Annotated in this window: 19 protein-coding genes; 8 read left to right on the top strand and 11 right to left on the bottom strand. The window is 62.5% G+C overall.

The features are described from left to right. Nucleotides 1-909 (top strand): ISAs1 family transposase (locus AC1DZ8_RS21855; protein WP_477401626.1); only part of this gene is annotated, 909 nt, incomplete at its 5' end. Nucleotides 910-950: 41 nt separating this feature from the next. Here AC1DZ8_RS21855 and AC1DZ8_RS21850 read toward each other — a convergent pair. Beyond that, complete coding sequence (locus AC1DZ8_RS21850; RefSeq protein ID WP_477310204.1) at nucleotides 951-1,298, bottom strand: ArsC family reductase; 348 nt, start codon at nucleotides 1,296-1,298, stop codon at nucleotides 951-953. 156 nt (nucleotides 1,299-1,454) lie between these two features. On the opposite strand from AC1DZ8_RS21850, the gene AC1DZ8_RS21845 reads away from it, so the two are divergent. From AC1DZ8_RS21845 to AC1DZ8_RS21835, 3 genes are read left to right on the top strand one after another with little or no spacing between them, the layout of a single operon-like run. Further along, nucleotides 1,455-2,024 (top strand): dihydrofolate reductase family protein, encoded by a 570-nt coding sequence (locus AC1DZ8_RS21845; RefSeq protein WP_477310202.1) that lies wholly within the window; start codon nucleotides 1,455-1,457, stop codon nucleotides 2,022-2,024. Further along, nucleotides 2,021-2,380, top strand: coding sequence for an ArsR/SmtB family transcription factor (locus AC1DZ8_RS21840; protein ID WP_477310200.1), 360 nt, complete (start codon nucleotides 2,021-2,023; stop codon nucleotides 2,378-2,380). Before AC1DZ8_RS21845 ends, AC1DZ8_RS21840 begins: the two co-directional genes overlap by 4 nt. Continuing rightward, entirely contained in the window at nucleotides 2,377-2,856 is a 480-nt protein-coding gene (locus tag AC1DZ8_RS21835; protein WP_477310198.1) for an SRPBCC family protein, read from the top strand. Before AC1DZ8_RS21840 ends, AC1DZ8_RS21835 begins: the two co-directional genes overlap by 4 nt. An 84-nt stretch (nucleotides 2,857-2,940) precedes the next feature. On the opposite strand, the gene AC1DZ8_RS21830 is transcribed toward AC1DZ8_RS21835, so the two are convergent. Beyond that, nucleotides 2,941-3,159 (bottom strand): SnoaL-like domain-containing protein, encoded by a 219-nt coding sequence (locus tag AC1DZ8_RS21830; protein ID WP_477310206.1) that lies wholly within the window; start codon nucleotides 3,157-3,159, stop codon nucleotides 2,941-2,943. A gap of 190 nt (nucleotides 3,160-3,349) precedes the next feature. Between AC1DZ8_RS21830 and AC1DZ8_RS21825 the strand changes: the two genes are divergently transcribed. Beyond that, entirely contained in the window at nucleotides 3,350-4,876 is a 1,527-nt protein-coding gene (locus AC1DZ8_RS21825; protein ID WP_477310196.1) for a hypothetical protein, read from the top strand. A 295-nt stretch (nucleotides 4,877-5,171) separates the two neighbouring features. Here AC1DZ8_RS21825 and AC1DZ8_RS21820 read toward each other — a convergent pair whose 3' ends face one another. From AC1DZ8_RS21820 to AC1DZ8_RS21780, 9 genes are all read right to left on the bottom strand, one after another. Beyond that, on the bottom strand, nucleotides 5,172-5,525 hold the full coding sequence (locus tag AC1DZ8_RS21820; protein WP_477310194.1) for a SnoaL-like domain-containing protein: 354 nt from the start codon (nucleotides 5,523-5,525) through the stop codon (nucleotides 5,172-5,174). A 133-nt stretch (nucleotides 5,526-5,658) separates the two neighbouring features. Continuing rightward, nucleotides 5,659-6,297, bottom strand: a complete 639-nt coding sequence (locus AC1DZ8_RS21815) for a 2'-5' RNA ligase family protein (RefSeq protein WP_477310192.1) — start codon at nucleotides 6,295-6,297, stop codon at nucleotides 5,659-5,661. Between the two features lie 145 nt (nucleotides 6,298-6,442). After that, nucleotides 6,443-7,870 carry an aldehyde dehydrogenase family protein gene (locus AC1DZ8_RS21810; protein WP_477310190.1) on the bottom strand — a complete coding sequence of 476 codons (1,428 nt, stop codon included), beginning with the start codon at nucleotides 7,868-7,870 and terminating at the stop codon, nucleotides 6,443-6,445. Between the two features lie 38 nt (nucleotides 7,871-7,908). Next, nucleotides 7,909-8,994 (bottom strand): ABC transporter ATP-binding protein, encoded by a 1,086-nt coding sequence (locus AC1DZ8_RS21805; protein ID WP_477310188.1) that lies wholly within the window; start codon nucleotides 8,992-8,994, stop codon nucleotides 7,909-7,911. Then, on the bottom strand, nucleotides 8,984-9,592 hold the full coding sequence (locus AC1DZ8_RS21800) for a helix-turn-helix domain-containing protein (RefSeq protein WP_477310187.1): 609 nt from the start codon (nucleotides 9,590-9,592) through the stop codon (nucleotides 8,984-8,986). The genes AC1DZ8_RS21805 and AC1DZ8_RS21800 overlap by 11 nt, the downstream gene beginning before the upstream one ends. 293 nt (nucleotides 9,593-9,885) lie before the next feature. Continuing rightward, nucleotides 9,886-10,956 carry an ABC transporter substrate-binding protein gene (locus tag AC1DZ8_RS21795; protein WP_477310185.1) on the bottom strand — a complete coding sequence of 357 codons (1,071 nt, stop codon included), beginning with the start codon at nucleotides 10,954-10,956 and terminating at the stop codon, nucleotides 9,886-9,888. 26 nt (nucleotides 10,957-10,982) lie between these two features. After that, on the bottom strand, nucleotides 10,983-11,807 hold the full coding sequence (locus AC1DZ8_RS21790) for an ABC transporter permease (RefSeq protein ID WP_477310183.1): 825 nt from the start codon (nucleotides 11,805-11,807) through the stop codon (nucleotides 10,983-10,985). Then, nucleotides 11,804-12,691, bottom strand: a complete 888-nt coding sequence (locus AC1DZ8_RS21785; RefSeq protein WP_477401622.1) for an ABC transporter permease — start codon at nucleotides 12,689-12,691, stop codon at nucleotides 11,804-11,806. Before AC1DZ8_RS21785 ends, AC1DZ8_RS21790 begins: the two co-directional genes overlap by 4 nt. 96 nt (nucleotides 12,692-12,787) lie before the next feature. Next, nucleotides 12,788-14,071: an NAD(P)/FAD-dependent oxidoreductase gene (locus tag AC1DZ8_RS21780; protein WP_477310179.1), complete on the bottom strand. Its 1,284-nt coding sequence runs from the start codon at nucleotides 14,069-14,071 to the stop codon at nucleotides 12,788-12,790. Between the two features lie 184 nt (nucleotides 14,072-14,255). On the opposite strand from AC1DZ8_RS21780, the gene AC1DZ8_RS21775 reads away from it, so the two are divergent. From AC1DZ8_RS21775 to AC1DZ8_RS21765, 3 genes are all read left to right on the top strand, one after another. After that, nucleotides 14,256-15,413 (top strand): fumarylacetoacetate hydrolase family protein, encoded by a 1,158-nt coding sequence (locus AC1DZ8_RS21775; protein ID WP_477310177.1) that lies wholly within the window; start codon nucleotides 14,256-14,258, stop codon nucleotides 15,411-15,413. Nucleotides 15,414-15,569: 156 nt separating this feature from the next. Continuing rightward, a complete protein-coding gene (locus AC1DZ8_RS21770; RefSeq protein ID WP_477310175.1) occupies nucleotides 15,570-17,114 on the top strand; it encodes a sugar ABC transporter ATP-binding protein in 1,545 nt (514 codons plus the stop codon). Continuing rightward, complete coding sequence (locus AC1DZ8_RS21765; protein WP_477310173.1) at nucleotides 17,111-18,139, top strand: ABC transporter permease; 1,029 nt, start codon at nucleotides 17,111-17,113, stop codon at nucleotides 18,137-18,139. Before AC1DZ8_RS21770 ends, AC1DZ8_RS21765 begins: the two co-directional genes overlap by 4 nt. The last annotated feature ends 272 nt before the right edge of the window (nucleotides 18,140-18,411 follow it).

Genomic DNA, 18,411 nt, shown 5'->3' with positions numbered 1-18,411 from the left:
GCGGTGCCAGATCCGCGTGCGGCCAACGCCACGCACCGGCTAGGCGATCTGATCGTGATGATGATCGCGGCAAGCCTGTGTGGCGCAACCAACGCGACGGAGTTTTCGCTGTTCGCGCAAGAGCGCAAGCAGGCGCTGTCGCGTTTGATCGACTATGAAGAGGCACCCAGCCATGACACCTTCTCGCGGCTGTTGCGGCTGCTTGATCCGGAGGCCTTCGGGCGTGCGTTCGCTGCCTTTGCCGCAGGCTTTGCCCAGGCATGCCAAGGTGAGGCCCGCCAGGGCGTGATCTCGTTGGACGGCAAGGCGCTGCGTCGGGCCTATGAGAAGGGCCTTGCGGCCAGCCCGCCGTTGACGGTGTCGGCCTTCGCCACCCAGACGCGGCTGTGTCTGGCGGCTGCCTCGCCCGGCGATGACGAGAATGAGGTCGAGGTTGCCCTCAAGGTTGTCGAACTCATTGATCTTGCTGGTCGATTGGTCACGGCCGATGCGCTCCACTGTCACACGCGCATGGCTGAGGCCATTATCGAAGGCGGTGGCGACTATCTGCTCGCACTCAAGGGAAACCGCCGACACTGGCTTGCCCGCGCCAATCGTCATCTGGCCGAGACTACCCCTGCCATCGCGCAGCAGACCCAAACCAGCCATGGTCGCAGTGAATGGCGCCACCTCACCAGAGCCCATTGGCAGATCGAGAACGGCCTGCATTGGATGCTCGATGTTCATCTGGATGAGGACCTCAGCCGCGCCCGCAAAGACAACGCCCCTGCCAACACCGCGCTCCTAAACCGTCTCGCCAGGAACATCCTCCAACTCGCCGATGCAGACAAAGTCCCCATCAGCCATCGCATCAAGAAATGCGCTTGGAATGACGACTATCTCATCAACGCTCTAAGCCATATGCGATAGCCCTGCCCGCAAGGGGGAGATCGGCAGCTTCGCCGTCCCGCCTACTTCACAGCCCCTTCATAAACATCAGCCTTGAACCCAACCAAAATCGTATCCCCAACCTCCAGCACCGGTCGCTTGATCATCGTCGGGTTGGCCAGCATCAGCTTCCTGGCTTTCTTCTCGTCGAGCCCAGCCTTGTCCTTGTCCGGCAGCTCGCGGAAGGTCGTGCTGCCCTTGTTGAGCAGCTTTTCCCAACCGACCTTGCCGACCCAGCCATCCAGCTTGCCGGCGTCGATCCCCTCGGCCCTGTAGTCGTGGAAGCGGTAGGGCACATCGTGGCCCTCCAGCCAGGTGCGCGCCTTCCTGATCGTGTCGCAGGTGGTGATGCCGTACATGGTGATGGTCAAAACGCGCTTCCCTTGGCTGACAGTCGAATCCGCGAGACAACCTAAAACCGCCCTTCCCGCTTTGCCAGTATCGCGAGCGCCACCAGCGCATTTTTAGGGGCTTGCCAATACTAAGGAAATTTCCTAAGTGTTTGCGAAATCGGTAGAGGAAAAGCCATGGCAAGGATCGTTGTATCGGAGTTGATGTCCATCGATGGCGTGACCGAAGCGCCGGGCGGCGAGCCAGGCTTCCGGCACACCAACTGGGTCGGCAAGCGCCACGAGGCCGGCATGATCGACTACAAATTCCAGGAGGTGCTGGACCATGAAGCGCTGCTGATCGGCCGGGTGACCTATGAAAGCTTCTCCAGCGGCTGGCCGACCTACAAGGGACCATTCGCCGACCGGATGAACGGCATGCCGAAATACGTCGTCTCCTCGACGCTGAGAAATCCGGCATGGAACAACACCACCGTGCTGCAAGGCGAGCCGATCGCCGCGATCCGCAAGCTCAAATGGGAGATGAGAGGCGATATCGTCATCGGCGGCAGCCGCATGCTGGTCAATGCGCTCAAGCAGCACGATCTCGTCGACGAATACCGGCTGATGGTGTTCCCCGTCATCCTCGGCAGCGGCGCGCAATTGTTCGATCGGACCGAGGACGCGACCGATCTCAAGCTTGTCGACACGCGGTCCTTCGGCAACGGCGCCGTGGTGCTCACCTATCATGTGGAGCGCGGGTCATGATGGCCGGTCTGCAAACCGCAACGCCCAGCCCTCCGCAGATCGATGGCATTTTCCGCGCGCTGGCCGACCCGACGCGGCGGCGCGTGGTCGAGCGGCTGAACCGCAGCCCGGCCTCCGTCAGCGAGCTGGCGCAGCCTTTCGGAATGGCGCTGCCGTCCTTCATCGAGCACCTCAAGGTGCTGGAAGGCTGCGGGCTGGTGCGATCGGAAAAGATCGGCCGCACCAGGACCTACCAGTTGGCGCCCGAGCCGCTGCAGCTTGCCGAAAACTGGCTGGCCGAACAGCGCACGCTGTGGGAGCGGCGCCTCGATCAATTCGACGCCTATGTGATGAGCCTCAAGGAGCAGGAAAAGTGAGCTATCCCTTCAAGCCCGACCCGAGACTGGATCTGACGCTGGAGCGCAAGCTCGACGCGCCGCGCGAACTCTTGTGGCGCGCCATGACGGTGCCGGAGCACGTCAAGCAATGGTTCACCCCAAAACCCTGGCTGGTCACCGATTGCGAAATCGATCTCAGGCCAGGCGGGCTGTTCCGCACCCGCATGCAGTCGCCCGACGGGACAGAGGTCAACGACCGTCGTTGCTGCTATCTTGACATCGTGGAGAACGAGCGGCTGGTGTGGACGGATGCGCTGCTGCCGGGCTACCGGCCGTCAGGCGAGCCCTTCATCACTGCGGTGATTTCGCTTCGTCCGGACGGCAAAGGCACGCGCTACACGGCCACCGCCATCCACCGCGACGCGGCCACCCGCGACAATCATGAAGAGATGGGTTTCTTCGACGGCTGGGGCACGGTGGCCGGCCAACTGGCGCAGTACGTGAAGACGATTTGAGCTTGTCGCAGGCGGCCAGGAACGTTGTCCTGGCCGCCTTGGTTAAATCATGCAAGCGAGCCGGAAGCCGACGGTATCCCGCTCTCAGTAATAGAAGCGCTCTTCTGTGATCTTGCCGTCCTTGACCGTGTATACGCCAACCTCGTCCATCGTGGCACGCTCGCCTGTCGCCTTGGGCGTTATGTCGAACTTGAAGCGCAATGCGAACTGGTCGCCGTTGACATAGGGGCCCTCGATCGAGCCGCCATGCACTTCATTGTTGGCTTGCCACCACTCGCCCTTTTGCCTGAGTGCCTCGTTGATGGGCGGTATCTCGCCAAGCTACGCACATGGGACACGACTAACGCCATCAATGGTGCGCCTGATCCCGTTTTGCGTCTGGGTCGGCAAGATGCTAACGTGGAGGGGTCACCTCGGGCGGATGCATATGGGGCCAAGTGACCGCCCATCCATTGTCAAATCTCGATACCTTTCCCTTCTCCCAGGGTCTGCGATGTTTGTCTTCCGCAGCGGAACAGCCACCATGCGTCGCCGTTGGCCAGAAGGCATCCTGGCAATTTCGCTGTGCGTCAGCTGGGCTCTGATGCTCGGGATGTCGCTTTCGCATGATGTAGTTTACCAGATGTGGGTCGCCCGACAGTTGATCGGCGGGACTAAACTCTATGGCGAGATTGTCGAGCTGAATCCTCCGCTTTGGTTCTGGATGGCGGTTCCGATTGAGCGCATGGCTCAAATTCTCGGCGCAACCGCCGGCGCTGCGGTCGTGACAGCAGTCACGGCGTTCGCGGCGCTCGCCTTGACGACCCTTGCCGCCACATCGGATGACACAACCGGCCGAAGAATGGTCCTGTTGAGTGCGGCGGGTCTTTCGATGCTGCTCATCCCGCTGGCCGACTTCGGGCAACGCGAGCAGTTGGCGCTCATCGGGGCATTGCCATATGCCTTTCTCATTGCGCGGCGGGCGGACGGCGCCGTGGTGTCTTTGAAGACAGCCGCGACTGCCGGTGCCCTGGCTGCAGCCGGCTTCGCTCTGAAGCACTATTTTGTCGTGGTGCCGATCCTACTGGAGCTCTGGCTCATATTCCGGCTGCGACGGGCTTGGAGACTTTTCCGACCCGAAACGTTGGTGTTGGGAGCCGCCGCCTCGGCCTATGCGGTAGCGATATTGGTCTTTGCGCAAGAATACCTCCGAACGATCTTGCCTATGCTTGCAGCGGCCTACGACGGCTACAACAGTTCACTCCAAGCGCAACTGTTCACGCCGCGCATTATTTTCTGGGGCCTCGCGGCGATCGTCATCGCTTGCCTCCGGAAGCGGGCACCATCTGAATCGATTGCGGCAGGCTTGGCGGCCATTGGATTTGCCCTCGCATATTTCGCACAGCAGAAAGGATTTCGGTATCATACGGTGCCGGTGACCGGGCTGGCTTTCTTCGCGCTTTGCGCAATGCTGAACATGCATGAACGCACAATCGCCGCGGCGATCCGACAAACCGCGATCATAGTCGTTGGATCAATACCAATTCTCCTTGCCGTTTTTGTAGGCCCATACAGAAATTCCAATGAAGAACCAGTCCTGGCTCTACTTCACGCGGTCCCGCCCGGCTCTCCGGTGATCATGCTCACTGCAACTCCAAGCAACATCTGGCCCATGATCGAGAACCAAGGCCTCGTCTGGCCTTCGAGGCACTTCAGCTTCTGGATGACGATCGTGATGGCGAAGCAGTTGAAAGCGACCGGCCGGCTGACGCCTACGCTGCAGGCAATGGCCGATAAAGTTCGAACTGAAACGGCCGACGATCTCATGTGCAATCCACCTGACGTGATCCTTGTGGATGATCTGAGCAGGTCAAAGGCCGGGGCTTTCGATCTCGTCGCGTTCTTCAGCGAGAATGAAGCGTTCCGCGCGATATTCTCCCATTATGCCAGACGCGAATCGGCGGCGAATTTCACTGCATACGCAAAACAGGGGAACTGGCAGCCCGAAAACAAACCGGCCCTATGCCGAAATCTATTTTAGCTAGTTGTTTGATCTTGAGGAGATCGCGCATTGTGAGAGCGTCGCCTTGATCAGTTCGACGTCTATGTAGTGAGCCTCAGTTGCCGATTAGCTGGCGCAGTATGTGAAGACGATTTGAGCTTTTCGCCTGGCGGCCAGGACGGTGTCCCAGCCGCCAAATCACGCGAGCGAGCCGGAAGCCGGCGGCATTCCGGCTTAGAGCAATTCCAGGAAAAGTGTGATCGGTTTTCCGTCCGGAATTGTGTAAAACAAAGGGATAGAGCGGTTCGCCGTTTCCGTGAAACGGTGAAACGCCCTAGTAGTAAAAGCGCTCTTCGGTGATCTTGCCGTTCTTGACCGTGTACACGCCAACCTCGTCCATGGTGACACGCTCGCCGGTCTCCTTGGGCGTTATGTCGAACTTGAAGCGTAATGCGAACTGGTCGCCGTTGACATAGGGGCCCTCGATCGAGCCGCCATGCACTTCATTGTTCGCTTGCCACCATTCGCCCTTCTGCCTGATGGCCTCCTTGCCATGGACGATTGCCATTGGCCCCTCCATGGCTTCGTAGCTGGCGATGTCGTCGGCATTGTATTTTTCACCAGCACCCAGGTGATCGCCCTGCTGGAGCAGCTCGGTGAAATCCTTGGCAATATCTGCGATGGTCATTTGTGTTCCTCCTGTTCAGACGCACTGCAAGTAGGGAAGTCTTCGCTGGCCCGCCACCTTTGCCCGCACGGCAGCTGACAGAGTGTGTCAGGACGATGGATATAGCACAGCTATGTGACGACGATTTGGGCCATCACATTGCCGGCTGGGCATCGTCTTGGCCGGTCAATTGCCAACGCTCGACAACCTCGTATCGGCCTTGTCCCAGGACGCTGTGGATCAGTACAAAATCGCGCACGGTCCAACCAATGGGATCAATGGGCCGTTCGCGAACGCTGGGGACACGCGCCTTGTCACGCAACAGCGTGACATGAGGTTCGAACGAGTTTCCGACGAAGGGCTTAAACGGGCTGTCGGTGATGATAGCAGCCAAGCCGCGCCAGAACGCCTGAGCTTCGGGAGCGCCGTCCTCGGCGCGCAGAACCAGTGCGCCACCGCCAAAGGCCGACAGACGATCAAAACCGACACGGAAAGGCTTTGCTTTGACCATCGAGCCGACAAGACAAGCGGCTTCGACCAGCTCTTCCGGCAATCCGTCATGATCGCCAAGGCTAACCCAGGAGATATGCAAGAGATCTTTGGGAAGAAGAAACTTTTCTCGCAATCCCGACTCTCGACACCATTGCGCGGTCTGGGATGCAATCGATGCTGCTATCGCGCCTTCCACGAGAGCTGCAAAAAACAGCCGGTCATCCCGACGTCTATCCAACTCTTGCCAGCCAAAAGAAGTCTGGCCGTTTCCGGCGGTCCTGAATGCGGGTAGCTGGGTCATCCATGTTCCTCCTTGCGCAAGCCATCGCTGCCCGATCGCAGATTTTAGAACAAAGAGTGAACATAGCAAGCAGAAAATAGGCGCCGATGTGTTCCGCACCGGCGCCTGCATGCAAACCTTTGAGACTGGAGCTGTGGCCCGCCGCCTACGCCCCGTAGCCGATGATGCCCTTGACCTCGAGAAAATCGTGGATCGCCCAGTCGGCGTATTCGCGGCCGTTGCCGGACTGCTTGTAGCCGCCGAAGGGGGCGAACGTGTCCCATTCCGGATAGTTGATCGACACCTGGCCGGCGCGCAGTTGGCCGGCCACCTTGCGGGCGTGGTCGATATCGCCGGACTGCACATAGGCGGCGAGGCCATAGACCGTGTCGTTGGCAATCTTCACGGCGTCGTCATCGTCGCTGTAGGAAATGACCGACAGCACCGGGCCGAAGATTTCTTCCTTTTCGATGGTCATGCCGGGCGTAACGTGACCGAAGACGGTCGGGCGGACATAGTAGCCGCGGTTCAGATGCTCCGGCCGGCCGGGGCCGCCGGTGACCAGCGTCGCGCCTTCCTTGATGCCGGCCTCGATCAGCCGCTGGATCTTGTCGTACTGGATGCTGGAGACCACCGGGCCGAGCCTGGTGCCTTCCGAGCGCGGATCGCCGACATTGTGGGCTTCGGCGGCCTTCTTGGCGATGGCCAGCGCCTCGTCGTGGCGGGCGGCCGGCACCAGCATGCGAGTCGGCGCATCGCAGGACTGGCCGCTGTTGCCGAAGCAGCCCTCGACGCCCTTGCGCACTGCCGTCTCGAAGTCGGCATCCGCCAGCACGATGTTGGCCGACTTGCCGCCGAGCTCCTGCGCGACGCGCTTGACCGTCTCGGCCGCCGTCTTGGCGACGATGATGCCGGCGCGGGTGGAGCCGGTGAACGAGACCATGTCGACATCGGGATGGCCGGCCATGATCTGGCCGACATCGGGGCCATTGCCGTTGACCATGTTGTAGACGCCCTTCGGCACGCCCGCGGCCTGCATCACTTCCGAAAAGACGATGCCGCTGATCGGTGCGATTTCGGACGGCTTCAGCACCACGGTGCATCCGGCGGCAATCGCCGGCGCCACCTTGCAGACGATCTGGTTGAGCGGCCAGTTCCACGGCGTGATCAGCGCGCAGACGCCGATTGCTTCCTTGACCACCATGGTGCCGCCGCGCTTCTCCTGGAATTCATAGTCCTCCAGCGCCTTGATGGTGGCTTCCATATGCGCGCGGCCGGCCCAGGCCTGCGCTTCGCGTGCCCAGGTGATCGGCGCGCCCATTTCCTGGCTGACCGCCTGGGCGATGTCCTCATAGCGCTCATTGTAGACTTCGAGGATGCGCTTCAGAAGCTTCAGGCGCTCGGCCTTGCTGGTCTGCGAGAAGGATGGAAAGGCAGCCTTGGCGGCGGCCACCGCCTTGTCGACATCGGCCTTCGAGCCCAGAGAAATTTTGGTGTAGGCCTCTTCGGTCGAGGGGTCGATGACGTCGAGCATCGCCGGCACCACGGGCGCCACCCATTTGCCGTCGATGAAGAAATTGAGATGATTGCTCAAGGGGTACGCTCCGATTGTGGGGATTGGATTGGGTTGGATTAGTTGGGCAACATAGGGCAGTTGGCGCCACGGCGCAGACTGATATGCGCCACATCGCCGACGCTGAATTGAAAGCCTTCGGCCTGGCGTGGCGCGTCGATCACCACCGGCAACCCCTCCCCCAGTTCGGCATGCAGCCGCAAGGTACGGCCGTGGAAGACGATGCTGTTAACGCGCGCCGGCGCGGTGTCGGCGGCGGCCGCTGTGGTGGCGAGCAGATCCTCGGGACGGACGCCGATGGTGCGTTCGGCACCCTCGGCAGGCGTGTCGCCGGTTTCGGATGTTGCCTCCAGCGAAAGCCCACCGGCGGCGAAGCGCAGGCGATCGCCATCGCGGCCGATGAAGCGCGATTGAAGCAAGTTCATCGTGCCGATGAAGCTCGCGACAAACTTCGTCGCCGGCCGGTCGTAGAGCGTGGCCGGCGGCGCGATCTGCTCGATACGGCCCTTGTTCATGACGACGATGCGATCGGAAATCGACAAGGCTTCGGTCTGGTCGTGGGTGACCATGACGAAAGTGGTGCCGAGCCGCGACTGCAGCCGCTTCAGTTCGACCTGCATCTGTTCGCGCAGATGCGCATCGAGCGCCGACAGCGGCTCGTCGAGCAGCAGCACGCGCGGCTCGCAGACAATGGCGCGGGCCAGCGCGACACGCTGGCGCTGACCGCCCGACAGTTCGGAGACACGTGCACCGAGCTTGTCGGCGAGGCCGACCATGTCGAGCGCTTCGCGGGCGCGCTTCGACTGCTCGGCTCCGGACAGTTTGCGCAGCGACAGGCCGAAGCCGACATTTTCGGCGACGTTCATGTGCGGAAACAACGCGTAGTCCTGGAACACGGTGTTGACAGGCCGGTCGAAGGGCCTGAGCGCGGTGATATCGCGGCCTTCGAGCAGCACCTTGCCGCTGGACGGACTTTCGAAGCCGGCGATGACGCGCAGGCTGGTGGTCTTGCCGCAGCCGGAGGGCCCGAGCAGGGTGATGAACTCACCGCTGATGATGTCGAGATCGACGGCGTCGAGCCCGACAATGCCGCCGGGAAAAACCTTCGAGACCTTGTCCAGGCGGACCAGAGCATCAAGCGCCATCACGAACCTCGGACGGCTTCGTGGTGTTGACCCAAAGGATCTGGCAGGGCTCGGTGCCGGGATTGCGGAAGGCATGCAGAAGCGTGCTCTTGAAGGCAAAGGAGTCGCCGGTCTTCAGCACGTATTTTGTCGAATCCACCACCAGCTCGACCTCGCCCGCCAGCACGTAGCCGAATTCGTGACCGATATGCGCATAGGCATCCGCCGTGCCGCCATCGGCTTCGACCGTCACCAAGAGCCCCGTCAGCGTCGCGCCCGGCGGCGACAACAGCGCCTTGGCGATGCCTTCCGATTTGACCGGGATCTGCCGACGTTTGTCGGCGCGCACGCAATAGAGATCGTTGCCGGCATCGTTGCCGTCGGTAATCAGCGCCGAAGGCTCGATGTCGAGCGCAGCGGCGAGCGGCCAGATCACCTTGACGCGCAGCGAGGACAGGCCGCGCTCGATCTGGCTCAGCGCGCCGATCGACACGCCGGCCTTGGCCGCAAGCTCAGCCAGAGACAGATTGCGCTCCAGCCTGAGCGCCCGCACGCGCCGGCCGACGCGAATGTCGGCATCGTCCTTGGGCTTCTCGGTTGTCTCGTCAAGCATGTCCATGCGTGGGTCCTTATACCTTGTTGGCGCGGCGCAGCGCCGAAGAGCTCCCCCTTCTCCCCTTGTGGGGTGAGAAACGGTTCGCGCAGCGAACGAAAAGCCAATTGCTTGGCTTTTCGAGTTTCGAACGCCCTGAGCCTGCGAAGGGCCGGGCGTGGCAGCCGATCCACCCTGCCGGGTCCCCGCTGCTTCGCAGCGTCCCGGCGTTCGCCGGCCTTTCATCGTGCCACTGACACGATGAATTCGCTTACGCGAACCGGCAGCTCACCCCACAAGGGGAGAAGGAGAAGAGCGCCTTACCCGCCCGCCTTCACCTTCTCGAACATCTTCGCCACATCGTCATTCTGCTTCATCGGGCCGGTGAAGATGGTGCTCTTCAGCATTACTTCCGGGTCCGCCGGCAATTGCAGCTTGTCCAGCTCGTCCTTCGCCACGCCAGCGAAGGCGGTCGCCAGCGAACTGCCATAGCCGTAGGCCTGGATCAGGTACTTGCCCGAGTCGGCGTCGAGCCGGCTGTTGATGAAGTCATAGGCGAGGTCGACATTCTTGGCGTCCTTGAGCATGACGAAGCCGCAGGCCCAGGTCAGCATGCCTTCCTTCGGCTTCATGAATTCGACCGGCACGCCCTGCTTCTTCAGCGAGGTCGCCGACGCGTTCCAGGTCATGGCGGCGACGAGCTGGCCGCTGGCGAGCGCCTGTTCGACCGAGGTCATGTCGGTGGTGTAGTTGGACAGCAGCGGACGCTGCTCGCGCAGTTTTTCCGCCACCTTGTCCATTTGCTCAGGCGTCATGTCGAACGGATTGACGCCGGCGAGCAGTGCGGCAACGATCGGCGTGTCGTGCACGGCGTCGATAGTCGCCATGCGGCCGGCATATTGCTTGTCCCACAAAAGGTTCCAGCTCGCTTCCGGGTTCTTGACCAGATCGGTGCGGTAGAGGATCGAGGTGTTGCCCCAGTCCCACGGCACCATCCAGACCTTGCCGTCGCCGGCCTGGATGTCAGGCAGGTTCTTGAACACCGGGAAGATTGAATCCCAGTTCTTGATGCGCTTGGTGTCGATCGGCTGCAGCAGGCCTTCCTTGTTCCAGCGCGCCACCTTGTCGTAGCAGGGATGCGCGATGTCGGGGCGGAAGCCGGCCTTGACCTTGGTGAAGGCGTCGTCGTCGTCGCCGAAGATCGAGGCCTCGACGCCATCGGGATGCGCCGCCAGGAAGCTCTTGTTGAAGTCGGGCAGTTCATAGCCCGACCAGGTGAAATATTGCAGCTTGTCGGCGGCAAAGGCGACGGTCGACGACAGGACGATTGCAAGGGCGGCTAGCCCGGTGCGGGCTGTCTTTCCAGTGATCGATTTCAGGTCGAATGCCATTTCGGTTCTCCTCTTTTGTTATGGTTTCAGGCTGGATTGGCGGGCGCTCGCGGGCGGGTCGCGCTGAGCCCGCGATGGCGCAACAGTTCGGCGGTGCCGGCAATGATGAAGGACACCGCCAGGATGGAGGTGCCGAGCGCCATCACGGTCGGCAGCGAGCGGGGAAAGCGCAGCTGGCTCCAGATGTAGAGCGGCAGCGTCGGCTCGGTGCCGGCGAGGAAGAAGACGACGATGAATTCGTCGAAGGAAATCAGAAACGCCAGCATGAAGGCCGAAATGATCGCTGGCAGGCTGAGCGGCAGCATCACCCGCCGGAAGGTCGTCCAGTCGGAAGCGCCGAGATCGAGCGCTGCCTCGCGAATGGTTTTCGGAATGGCGGCGAAGCGGCTGCGCATGATCACCACTGTCGTCGGCAGCGCCACCAGTATGTGGCTGAGCACGATGGCAATGCGCGACGGGCCGAGGCCGATGAGGTTGACGAGGATGAGCAGCGATATGCCTACGATGACGCCGGGGATCAGGATCGGCAGCCGGGCGATGGCGCTGATGGTGGCAGCCAGCGGCGAGCGGCCATAGAGGTCCATGTAGGACACGGTGATGCCGCAGAGCGTCGCGCCGGCGGCGGCCACGACGCCGATGACGAGGCTGTTCACAAGCGCGCCGGACAGCGCCGGATTGCCATAGAGCGTGGTATACCATTCGAGCGTAAAACCCTGCAGCGGAAACGCTGCCTGGATGGAGTTGTTGAAGGAAAACAGCGGGATCAACAGAACCGGCAGATAAAGGAACACCAGGTAGGCGATGACGTAGACGCCAAGCCAGCGGCCGCCTTCGGTGCGCGCCACGCTCATGTGCGGCTGCCGAATTTGCGGTCGGCGAAGCGCACGACCAGCACCACGCAGAGAATGACCAGCATCACGCAGACCGAGAGGGCCGCGCCGAACGGCCAGTCATTGGCCTTGCCGAACTGCGACTGGATCAGCGAGCCGATCATGGTGCTGGCGGGACCGCCGACCATGGCCGGGGTGACATAGTCGCCGACCGTCGGCACGAAGACGACGAGGGCTGCCGCCAGCACGCCCGGCATCGAATTGGGCAGCACGACGCGGCGAAATGCGGTGAAGGGCCTGGCGCCGAGATCGGACGCGGCTTCGAGCAGCGATTTCGGGATGGTGTCTAGCGCCACATAGATCGGCAGGATGGCGAAGGGCGCATAGGCATGCGCCAGCGTGACCACCACCGCTGCCGGCGTGTTGAGGAAGGCCAGCGTCGGCTCCGACCAGATGCCGCTTTCGATCAGCGCCGAGTTCAGCACGCCGTTGTAGGCGAGCACGATCTTCCAGGCGAAAACGCGCAGGAGATAGCTGGCCCAGAACGGCAGCGTCACCAGGAACAGCAGCAGACCGCGCCTGCGGCCGGCATGGAAGGCGAGGTAATAGGCGACGGGATAGGCGGTGACGACGGTTGCCAGCGTCACCAGTCCGGCAATCACCAGTGAGCGCAGCGTCACTGTCCAGTAGAGCGGATCCGAGGCCACGGTGATGAAATTGTCTGCCGTGAACCCGACGCCCAGCAGCGAACCGTCATTGCCGCGAAAGGCGAGGAACAGCACGAGGCCGAGGGCGAACAGGATCAGGAAGAAAGTGACCAGCCCGCCCGGCAGCAACATGGCGAAGCGGAAGCCTCGGGACGACCCGGACCCTGCTGGCGCTTCTGTTGCAACGATGCTCGACATCGGATTGCTCGATGGAAATATGAAATCAACTTAACTTTTTTCATATTCATGAAACTGTCAAGCTGAATTAGCTGGCGCTAACCCGCCAAGGTGCAATCAGCGCTCGAAGGCGTCCAGCATCCTGTACCAGGCGATGGTCGCGGCGACGCCGACCTGGCGGAAGGCATGGAACGGGATCGGCCGGATCGGCGACAGCGGGAACGGCAATTGCGCTGCGTCACCATTTGCCAAGTAGCCCGCCATGCGCTTTCCCAGCGCGCTCATCAGGCCGACGCCTCTGCCCTGGCAGCCGACCACGGCGAGCAGGCCTTTTTCGGGCTCGTGGATGTGCGGCAGATGATCCGGCGTCATCGCCACGCGGCCGAACCAGCGCTTCTCGATGGGAACATCGGAGAGCGCCGGATAGAGCCGCACCAGCGCGCGCTGCAGATGCGCCCAGTCGGCCTCGCTCTTCGGCAGGGCCATGCGGCCGCGACCCCCAAGCACCAGCCGGCCGTTGGCGCTCTTACGGTAATAGACGAGGATGCGGCGCGAGTCCGATACCGCCTGCCCTTCCGGCAAGATCGTTGCCAAGAGGTTGGACGACAGCGGCGCGGTTGCGACTTGGAAGGAATGCAGCGGCACGATGGTCTCAGCGAGGCCCGGCAGCAGCCCATCGGTATAAGCGTTGGTTGCCAGGACAACCGCCTTGGCCCGCACTTCGGCGCCGTTTTCGGTCGAGACACGGCAAAGGCCGGCCTCTTTGCTGAGTTTCACCACCTTCTGCCGCTCGGCGATGCTGACGCCGGCGGCGGCGGCGATGCGCGCCAGTTCCAGCGTATAGGCGAGCGGATCGATGATGCCGGCGCGGCGGTCGAGCCAGCCGCCAAGATAGCCTTGCGCGCCGGTCTTCGCCGCGATCTCGCTCTGGCTCAGAAGCTGGACATCGGCGTCACGCGCGCGCCATTGGCGATCCCGGTTCGCTGCCGCTTTCAAAGCGGTCTCGGTGTGCGCGGCCTGGATCCAGCCATTGCGCGTGAACGGCACCGCCAGCTTTTCGTCGCGGATGAGATCGAACACCGCATCGGCCGTCGAGGCGGCGAAATCGACCAACGCCTGGCCACGCTCGGGGCCGAAATGCTCGAGCAGCCATTCGGGATCGTATTTCAGGCCGGGAATGACCTGGCCGCCATTGAGGCCCGAAGCACCCTGCCCGATCTCGCCGGCATCCAGCACCTGAACGCCGAGACCGAGGCGCGCGGCATGCAAGGCGGTCGACAGGCCCATGAAGCCACCGCCGACAATGGCGACATCGACCGGCTTGCCGTCCGGGACGAGCGCCTGGAATGCGGATGCGGCCTTCGGCTTTTGCCAGATCGGAACGGAAAACGGTGCGGGCAAGGCTTCACCTGAGCGTGACGTAAAATGAAAATGGTAGTGACCATTTCATTTTTTTGAAAGAGCGGGTTCATGTCAGCACCGACAATTGGCTGCGCCACGGGATAGACCTTTGGCGTGAATCCGGTGAAAGTGCCGCGCCCTTCAGGCCAGCTCTCATTCGCGATCACTCAAAGGACCGTAAGCCATGACGAACCCAACGCACCTTCCCGCCGACGGGCTCTTCATCGGCCGAGCCAAAGCGAGCGACGCCTCGCATCCGCTGGTGGTCACGGTGCGCGACGGCACCGTCTTCGACATCACCTCTCGCGCAGCGCCCACTGTGCGCGACATCTGCGAAATGACCGATCCGGCCGGCTATGTGCATTCTGCCAAGGGCAAAGCGATCGGCTCGCTCGACGCGATTGCAGCCAACAGTTTCCAGGCCACTCGCGACCCGGCAAAACCCTATCTGGTCTCGCCCGTCGACCTGCAGGCGGTGAAGGCGTCGGGCGTCACCTTCGTCGTCAGCCTGCTCGAGCGCGTCATCGAGGAACAGGCGCGCGGCTCGGCGGAAAAGGCCGACGCCATCCGCGCCGACATTGCCGGGCTGATCGGCCACGACCTGTCGAAGCTCAAGCCCGGTTCGCCGGAGGCGATGGAGATCAAGGCCAAGCTGATCGAGCGCGGCGCCTGGTCGCAATATCTGGAAGTCGGCATCGGTCCCGACGCCGAGATCTTCACCAAATGCCAGCCGATGGCGTCGGTCGGCTTCGGCGCCGATGTCGGCCTGCATCCGGTGTCGACCTGGAACAATCCGGAGCCGGAGATCGCCATGATCGCGGCCAGCACCGGCAGGATCGTCGGCGCCACCATCGGCAACGACGTCAATCTGCGCGACGTCGAGGGACGCTCGGCGCTGCTGCTCGGCAAGGCCAAGGACAACAATGCCTCGGCGTCGCTCGGCCCGTTCATCCGGCTGTTCGATGCAACATTCTCGATCGACGATGTGAAGCAGGCCATTGTTCGGCTGAAGGTAGAGGGCGAGGATGGGTTTTCGCTGGAGGGCGCGAGCTCGATGGCCGAGATCAGCCGTTCGCCTGAGGAGCTGGTCGCGGCCGCCATGGGGCCGCATCACCAGTATCCGGATGGGCTGGCGCTCTATCTCGGCACCATGTTCGTGCCGTCGAAGGACCGCGGCGAAAAGGGCAAGGGCTTCACCCACAAGGTCGGCGACATCGTCACCATCTCGTCGGAGAAATTCGGCGCGCTGGTCAATCGCGTGCTTCTGTCGCCGGATTGCCCGCACTGGTCCTACGGCGCCAGCCACCTCATGCGCGACCTCGCCAAGGCCGACCTTCTCTGATTTTTCAGAACGCCAAGGTTTTTCGGAACAGCGGGACGAACGGACCGCCGGCAAACGTTCCTGCCCGGAATCCGTAAGCCGCTTGTTAGCGGAATCCGGGTGACTGTTTCGGAAATTCGCTCCAAGATCGGGCGCGGTCTGAGGGGGCCGAATCGCATGCTCGGTTCGCCGATAATGTCGGTGCGCAATCTCGCCATGCGTTACGGCGGTGTTGTCGCGCTCAAGGATATGAACCTGTCCGTCGGACCGGGGACGATCCATGCCGTGATCGGCGAAAGCGGCGCCGGCAAGTCGACGCTGGTGAAGGTGCTTGCCGGGGTGGTCAAGCCCGACAGCGGCACTATCCGCATCGGCGACCAGACCGTTGCCATCGACAACCCTGTCATTGCCAAAAAGCACAGCATCGGCGTCGTCCATCAGGGACTCAGTCTGTTTGCCGACCACTCGGTGCTGGCCAATCTGTTCGTCAACCGCGAACCGCTGCGCAACGGCCTGATCTCCAGGCGCGAGATGGAGGCGCGCAGCCGCACCTTGCTGCGGCAGCTCGATCTCGACATCGACGTTCGCGCGCCGGTCGGCCAACTCGACATGGGCGAGCGGCAGCTTGTCGAACTCGCTCGCGAGCTTCTGCAAGGCCCGCGGCTGCTGATCCTCGACGACCCCAATTCGGCGCTTGATCGACGCGAGACCGAACATCTGTTCACGGTGCTGCGCGAGCTCAAGGCCAAAGGCATGAGCGTACTCTATGTCTCGCACCGGCTGGAGGACGTGTTTGCCATCGCCGACCATGTCACCGTCATGCGCAACGGCCACGACGCGCTGTCCAAGGAGCGCTCGGTGCTGAGCGAAGCCGACGTCATCGATGCCATGATCGGCCAGCAGCGCGATAGCCTGTTCCCGCCTGCCCTGCCGGCCAATGCCAGCACGATAAGGCCGCAGATCACGGTGGAAGGTCTGAGCGGCGGCCGGATTTCCGGCGTCAGCTTCACTGCCCGCTCCGGCGAGGTCCTCGGCTTTGCAGGGCTTGAGGGATCGGGCGTTGAAGACCTGTTCGGAATGCTGTTTGGCCTGCGCAAGGCGCAAGGCGGCACGGTTCGGTTTCCCGACGGCCATGGCTTGCCGAAAAACCCGACCGAAGCAGCAAGGCGCGGCATCGGTCTGGTGCCAGCGGACCGCCGGTGCAGCGGCCTGATGCCCGACCGGTCGCTGGCCTTCAACATCGGCAACATCGTCGCCGGCGCCCGCAACTGGGGGTCGCGCCGTTATTCGCCCAAGGCCGCGATCGCCGGCGCGGCAAGGCAGATCGAGGCGCTGCGCATCAAGGGCCTGCCGGATGCGCCGGCGAATTCACTGCTGGCCGGCGACCAGCAGAAAATCGTCATCGCCAAATGGCTGGAGACGGCGCCGCAAGTGCTGCTCCTCGACAATCCGGCCGGCGGTATCGAGGCGGCCGCCAAGCGCAAGATCTATGTGCTAATCCGGCAGCTGGCGGCGAATGGCTGCATCGTTTTGTTGCGTTCGGCCGAGCCGTCCGAACTGACCAACCTCAGCAACCGCGTCCTGGTCTTCCATCGCGGCCGGGTTGCCGGCGAACTGTTCGGCGCCGAGATGAAGAGACGGACGGTGCTGCAACTGATCGCCACCGGCGAGATGCCGGAGGTAGAGCGGCCAAAAAAGAAGCTTGTGGGAAGCATCGCATGACACGATTAGATCCCACGCCGCAGCTTGCCGGCTCGGTTGCCCGCCCGAAGCGCAGCCTTCGCCTGCCGGTGGAACTCGGCCCGCTCGTCGGCCTCGTTGTCCTGGTGGCGATCATCGGTTTTGCCCGGCCGGGTTTCTTCGATCAGGCCAATGTGGTGTCGCTGCTGGAAGCCGCCGCCTATCCCGGCATGCTGGCGATCGGCATGGTGTTCGTGCTCGCCTTGCGCGAGATCGATCTTTCCGTCGGCTGGATGTTTCATCTGGCGGCCCTTCTCACCGCATTCCTTCTGGCCGTCGGCATCAATCCGTGGCTTGCCGCCCTGGCCGGCGTGCTGCTCGGCGCCGGGCTCGGCCTCGTTAACGGCCTGCTGGTGGTGGCGCTGCGCCTGCCGGTCATCGTCGTCACGCTCGGCACCTTTGCGATGTTCCGGGGCCTGGCGGCGGTGGCCGTCAAGATGCAATCGACTGCTCCGGCCAATCCGAGCGGCGAACTCTTTGAGATCGTTCACAGCAAAATGTTCGGCGTTGTGCCGACGGCCGTCTTTGTCTTCGCTGCAATGGCAGTGGTGATGCAGCTCGTGCTCCAGCGCAGCCGCTTCGGCTACCGGGTCCAGGCTGTCGGCAGCAACCCGCAGGCAGCCCTTTATGCCGGTATCCCGACAGGCACGGTAAGGCTGCAGGCGCTAGTGCTGACGGGCGCCGTCGCGGGGCTGGCAGGGTCGCTGTGGCTTGGCTCTCCCGTCACCGACGTCGACCAAGGCGGCGGTTTCGTGCTGATGGCGATTGCCGCGGCGCTGATTGGCGGCACCTCGCTTTCGGGCGGCCGCGGCACGGTCATCGGCGCAGTGATCGGCATGCTGATCGTCCAGGTGATCCTAACCGGCGTGACCCTGTTCGGCATCGACGCCACATGGAGCCCCTTCGTGATCGGTGCCGTGATGGTGCTGGCCCTGGCGCTCGACCGGCTGGTCAAGCTGGTGCGCAACCGCCGCGCCGAGCGCATTCCGGAAAATATGCACGCCTGAGTTCCGGCACCGGCCGGAAATATCTATTTCTCTTGGTTTGACGCAATTTCCAAGGGAAAGCGCTACGCGCTTTTCCCGGGAAAACCGCTTCACACTTTTCCTGGAATTGCTCGAACTGATGCGATCTGATGGGATCGCTGATGGCGTGTTGCATCGCGCCACCATCCACTGGTGGATGGAGGCTTGCCAACGGCCGGAAAGAAGATGCTCTATTCCGCATCCAAGCCGGCGCTGGCAGGAGGATATGATCGGGGCATGGCCCGGATCATCGC

Source organism: Mesorhizobium sp. P2_F7, assembly GCF_056403695.1.
The sequence above is the reverse complement of the archived record's forward strand: the minus strand, read 5'-3'. Positions and strand labels throughout refer to the sequence as shown.

Bases quoted from the DNA above. Each gene is read 5' to 3' on its own strand.
- AC1DZ8_RS21795 (WP_477310185.1), bottom strand. From the start codon at position 10,956: ATGGCATTCGACCTGAAATCGATCACTGGAAAGACAGCCCGCACCGGG.
- AC1DZ8_RS21790 (WP_477310183.1), bottom strand. From the start codon at position 11,807: ATGAGCGTGGCGCGCACCGAAGGCGGCCGCTGGCTTGGCGTCTACGTC.
- AC1DZ8_RS21805 (WP_477310188.1), bottom strand. From the start codon at position 8,994: ATGGCGCTTGATGCTCTGGTCCGCCTGGACAAGGTCTCGAAGGTTTTT.
- AC1DZ8_RS21815 (WP_477310192.1), bottom strand. From the start codon at position 6,297: ATGACCCAGCTACCCGCATTCAGGACCGCCGGAAACGGCCAGACTTCT.
- AC1DZ8_RS21775 (WP_477310177.1), top strand. From the start codon at position 14,256: ATGACGAACCCAACGCACCTTCCCGCCGACGGGCTCTTCATCGGCCGA.
- AC1DZ8_RS21800 (WP_477310187.1), bottom strand. From the start codon at position 9,592: ATGGACATGCTTGACGAGACAACCGAGAAGCCCAAGGACGATGCCGAC.
- AC1DZ8_RS21825 (WP_477310196.1), top strand. From the start codon at position 3,350: ATGTTTGTCTTCCGCAGCGGAACAGCCACCATGCGTCGCCGTTGGCCA.
- AC1DZ8_RS21840 (WP_477310200.1), top strand. From the start codon at position 2,021: ATGATGGCCGGTCTGCAAACCGCAACGCCCAGCCCTCCGCAGATCGAT.
- AC1DZ8_RS21820 (WP_477310194.1), bottom strand. From the start codon at position 5,525: ATGACCATCGCAGATATTGCCAAGGATTTCACCGAGCTGCTCCAGCAG.
- AC1DZ8_RS21845 (WP_477310202.1), top strand. From the start codon at position 1,455: ATGGCAAGGATCGTTGTATCGGAGTTGATGTCCATCGATGGCGTGACC.
- AC1DZ8_RS21770 (WP_477310175.1), top strand. From the start codon at position 15,570: ATGCTCGGTTCGCCGATAATGTCGGTGCGCAATCTCGCCATGCGTTAC.
- AC1DZ8_RS21765 (WP_477310173.1), top strand. From the start codon at position 17,111: ATGACACGATTAGATCCCACGCCGCAGCTTGCCGGCTCGGTTGCCCGC.
- AC1DZ8_RS21785 (WP_477401622.1), bottom strand. From the start codon at position 12,691: ATGTCGAGCATCGTTGCAACAGAAGCGCCAGCAGGGTCCGGGTCGTCC.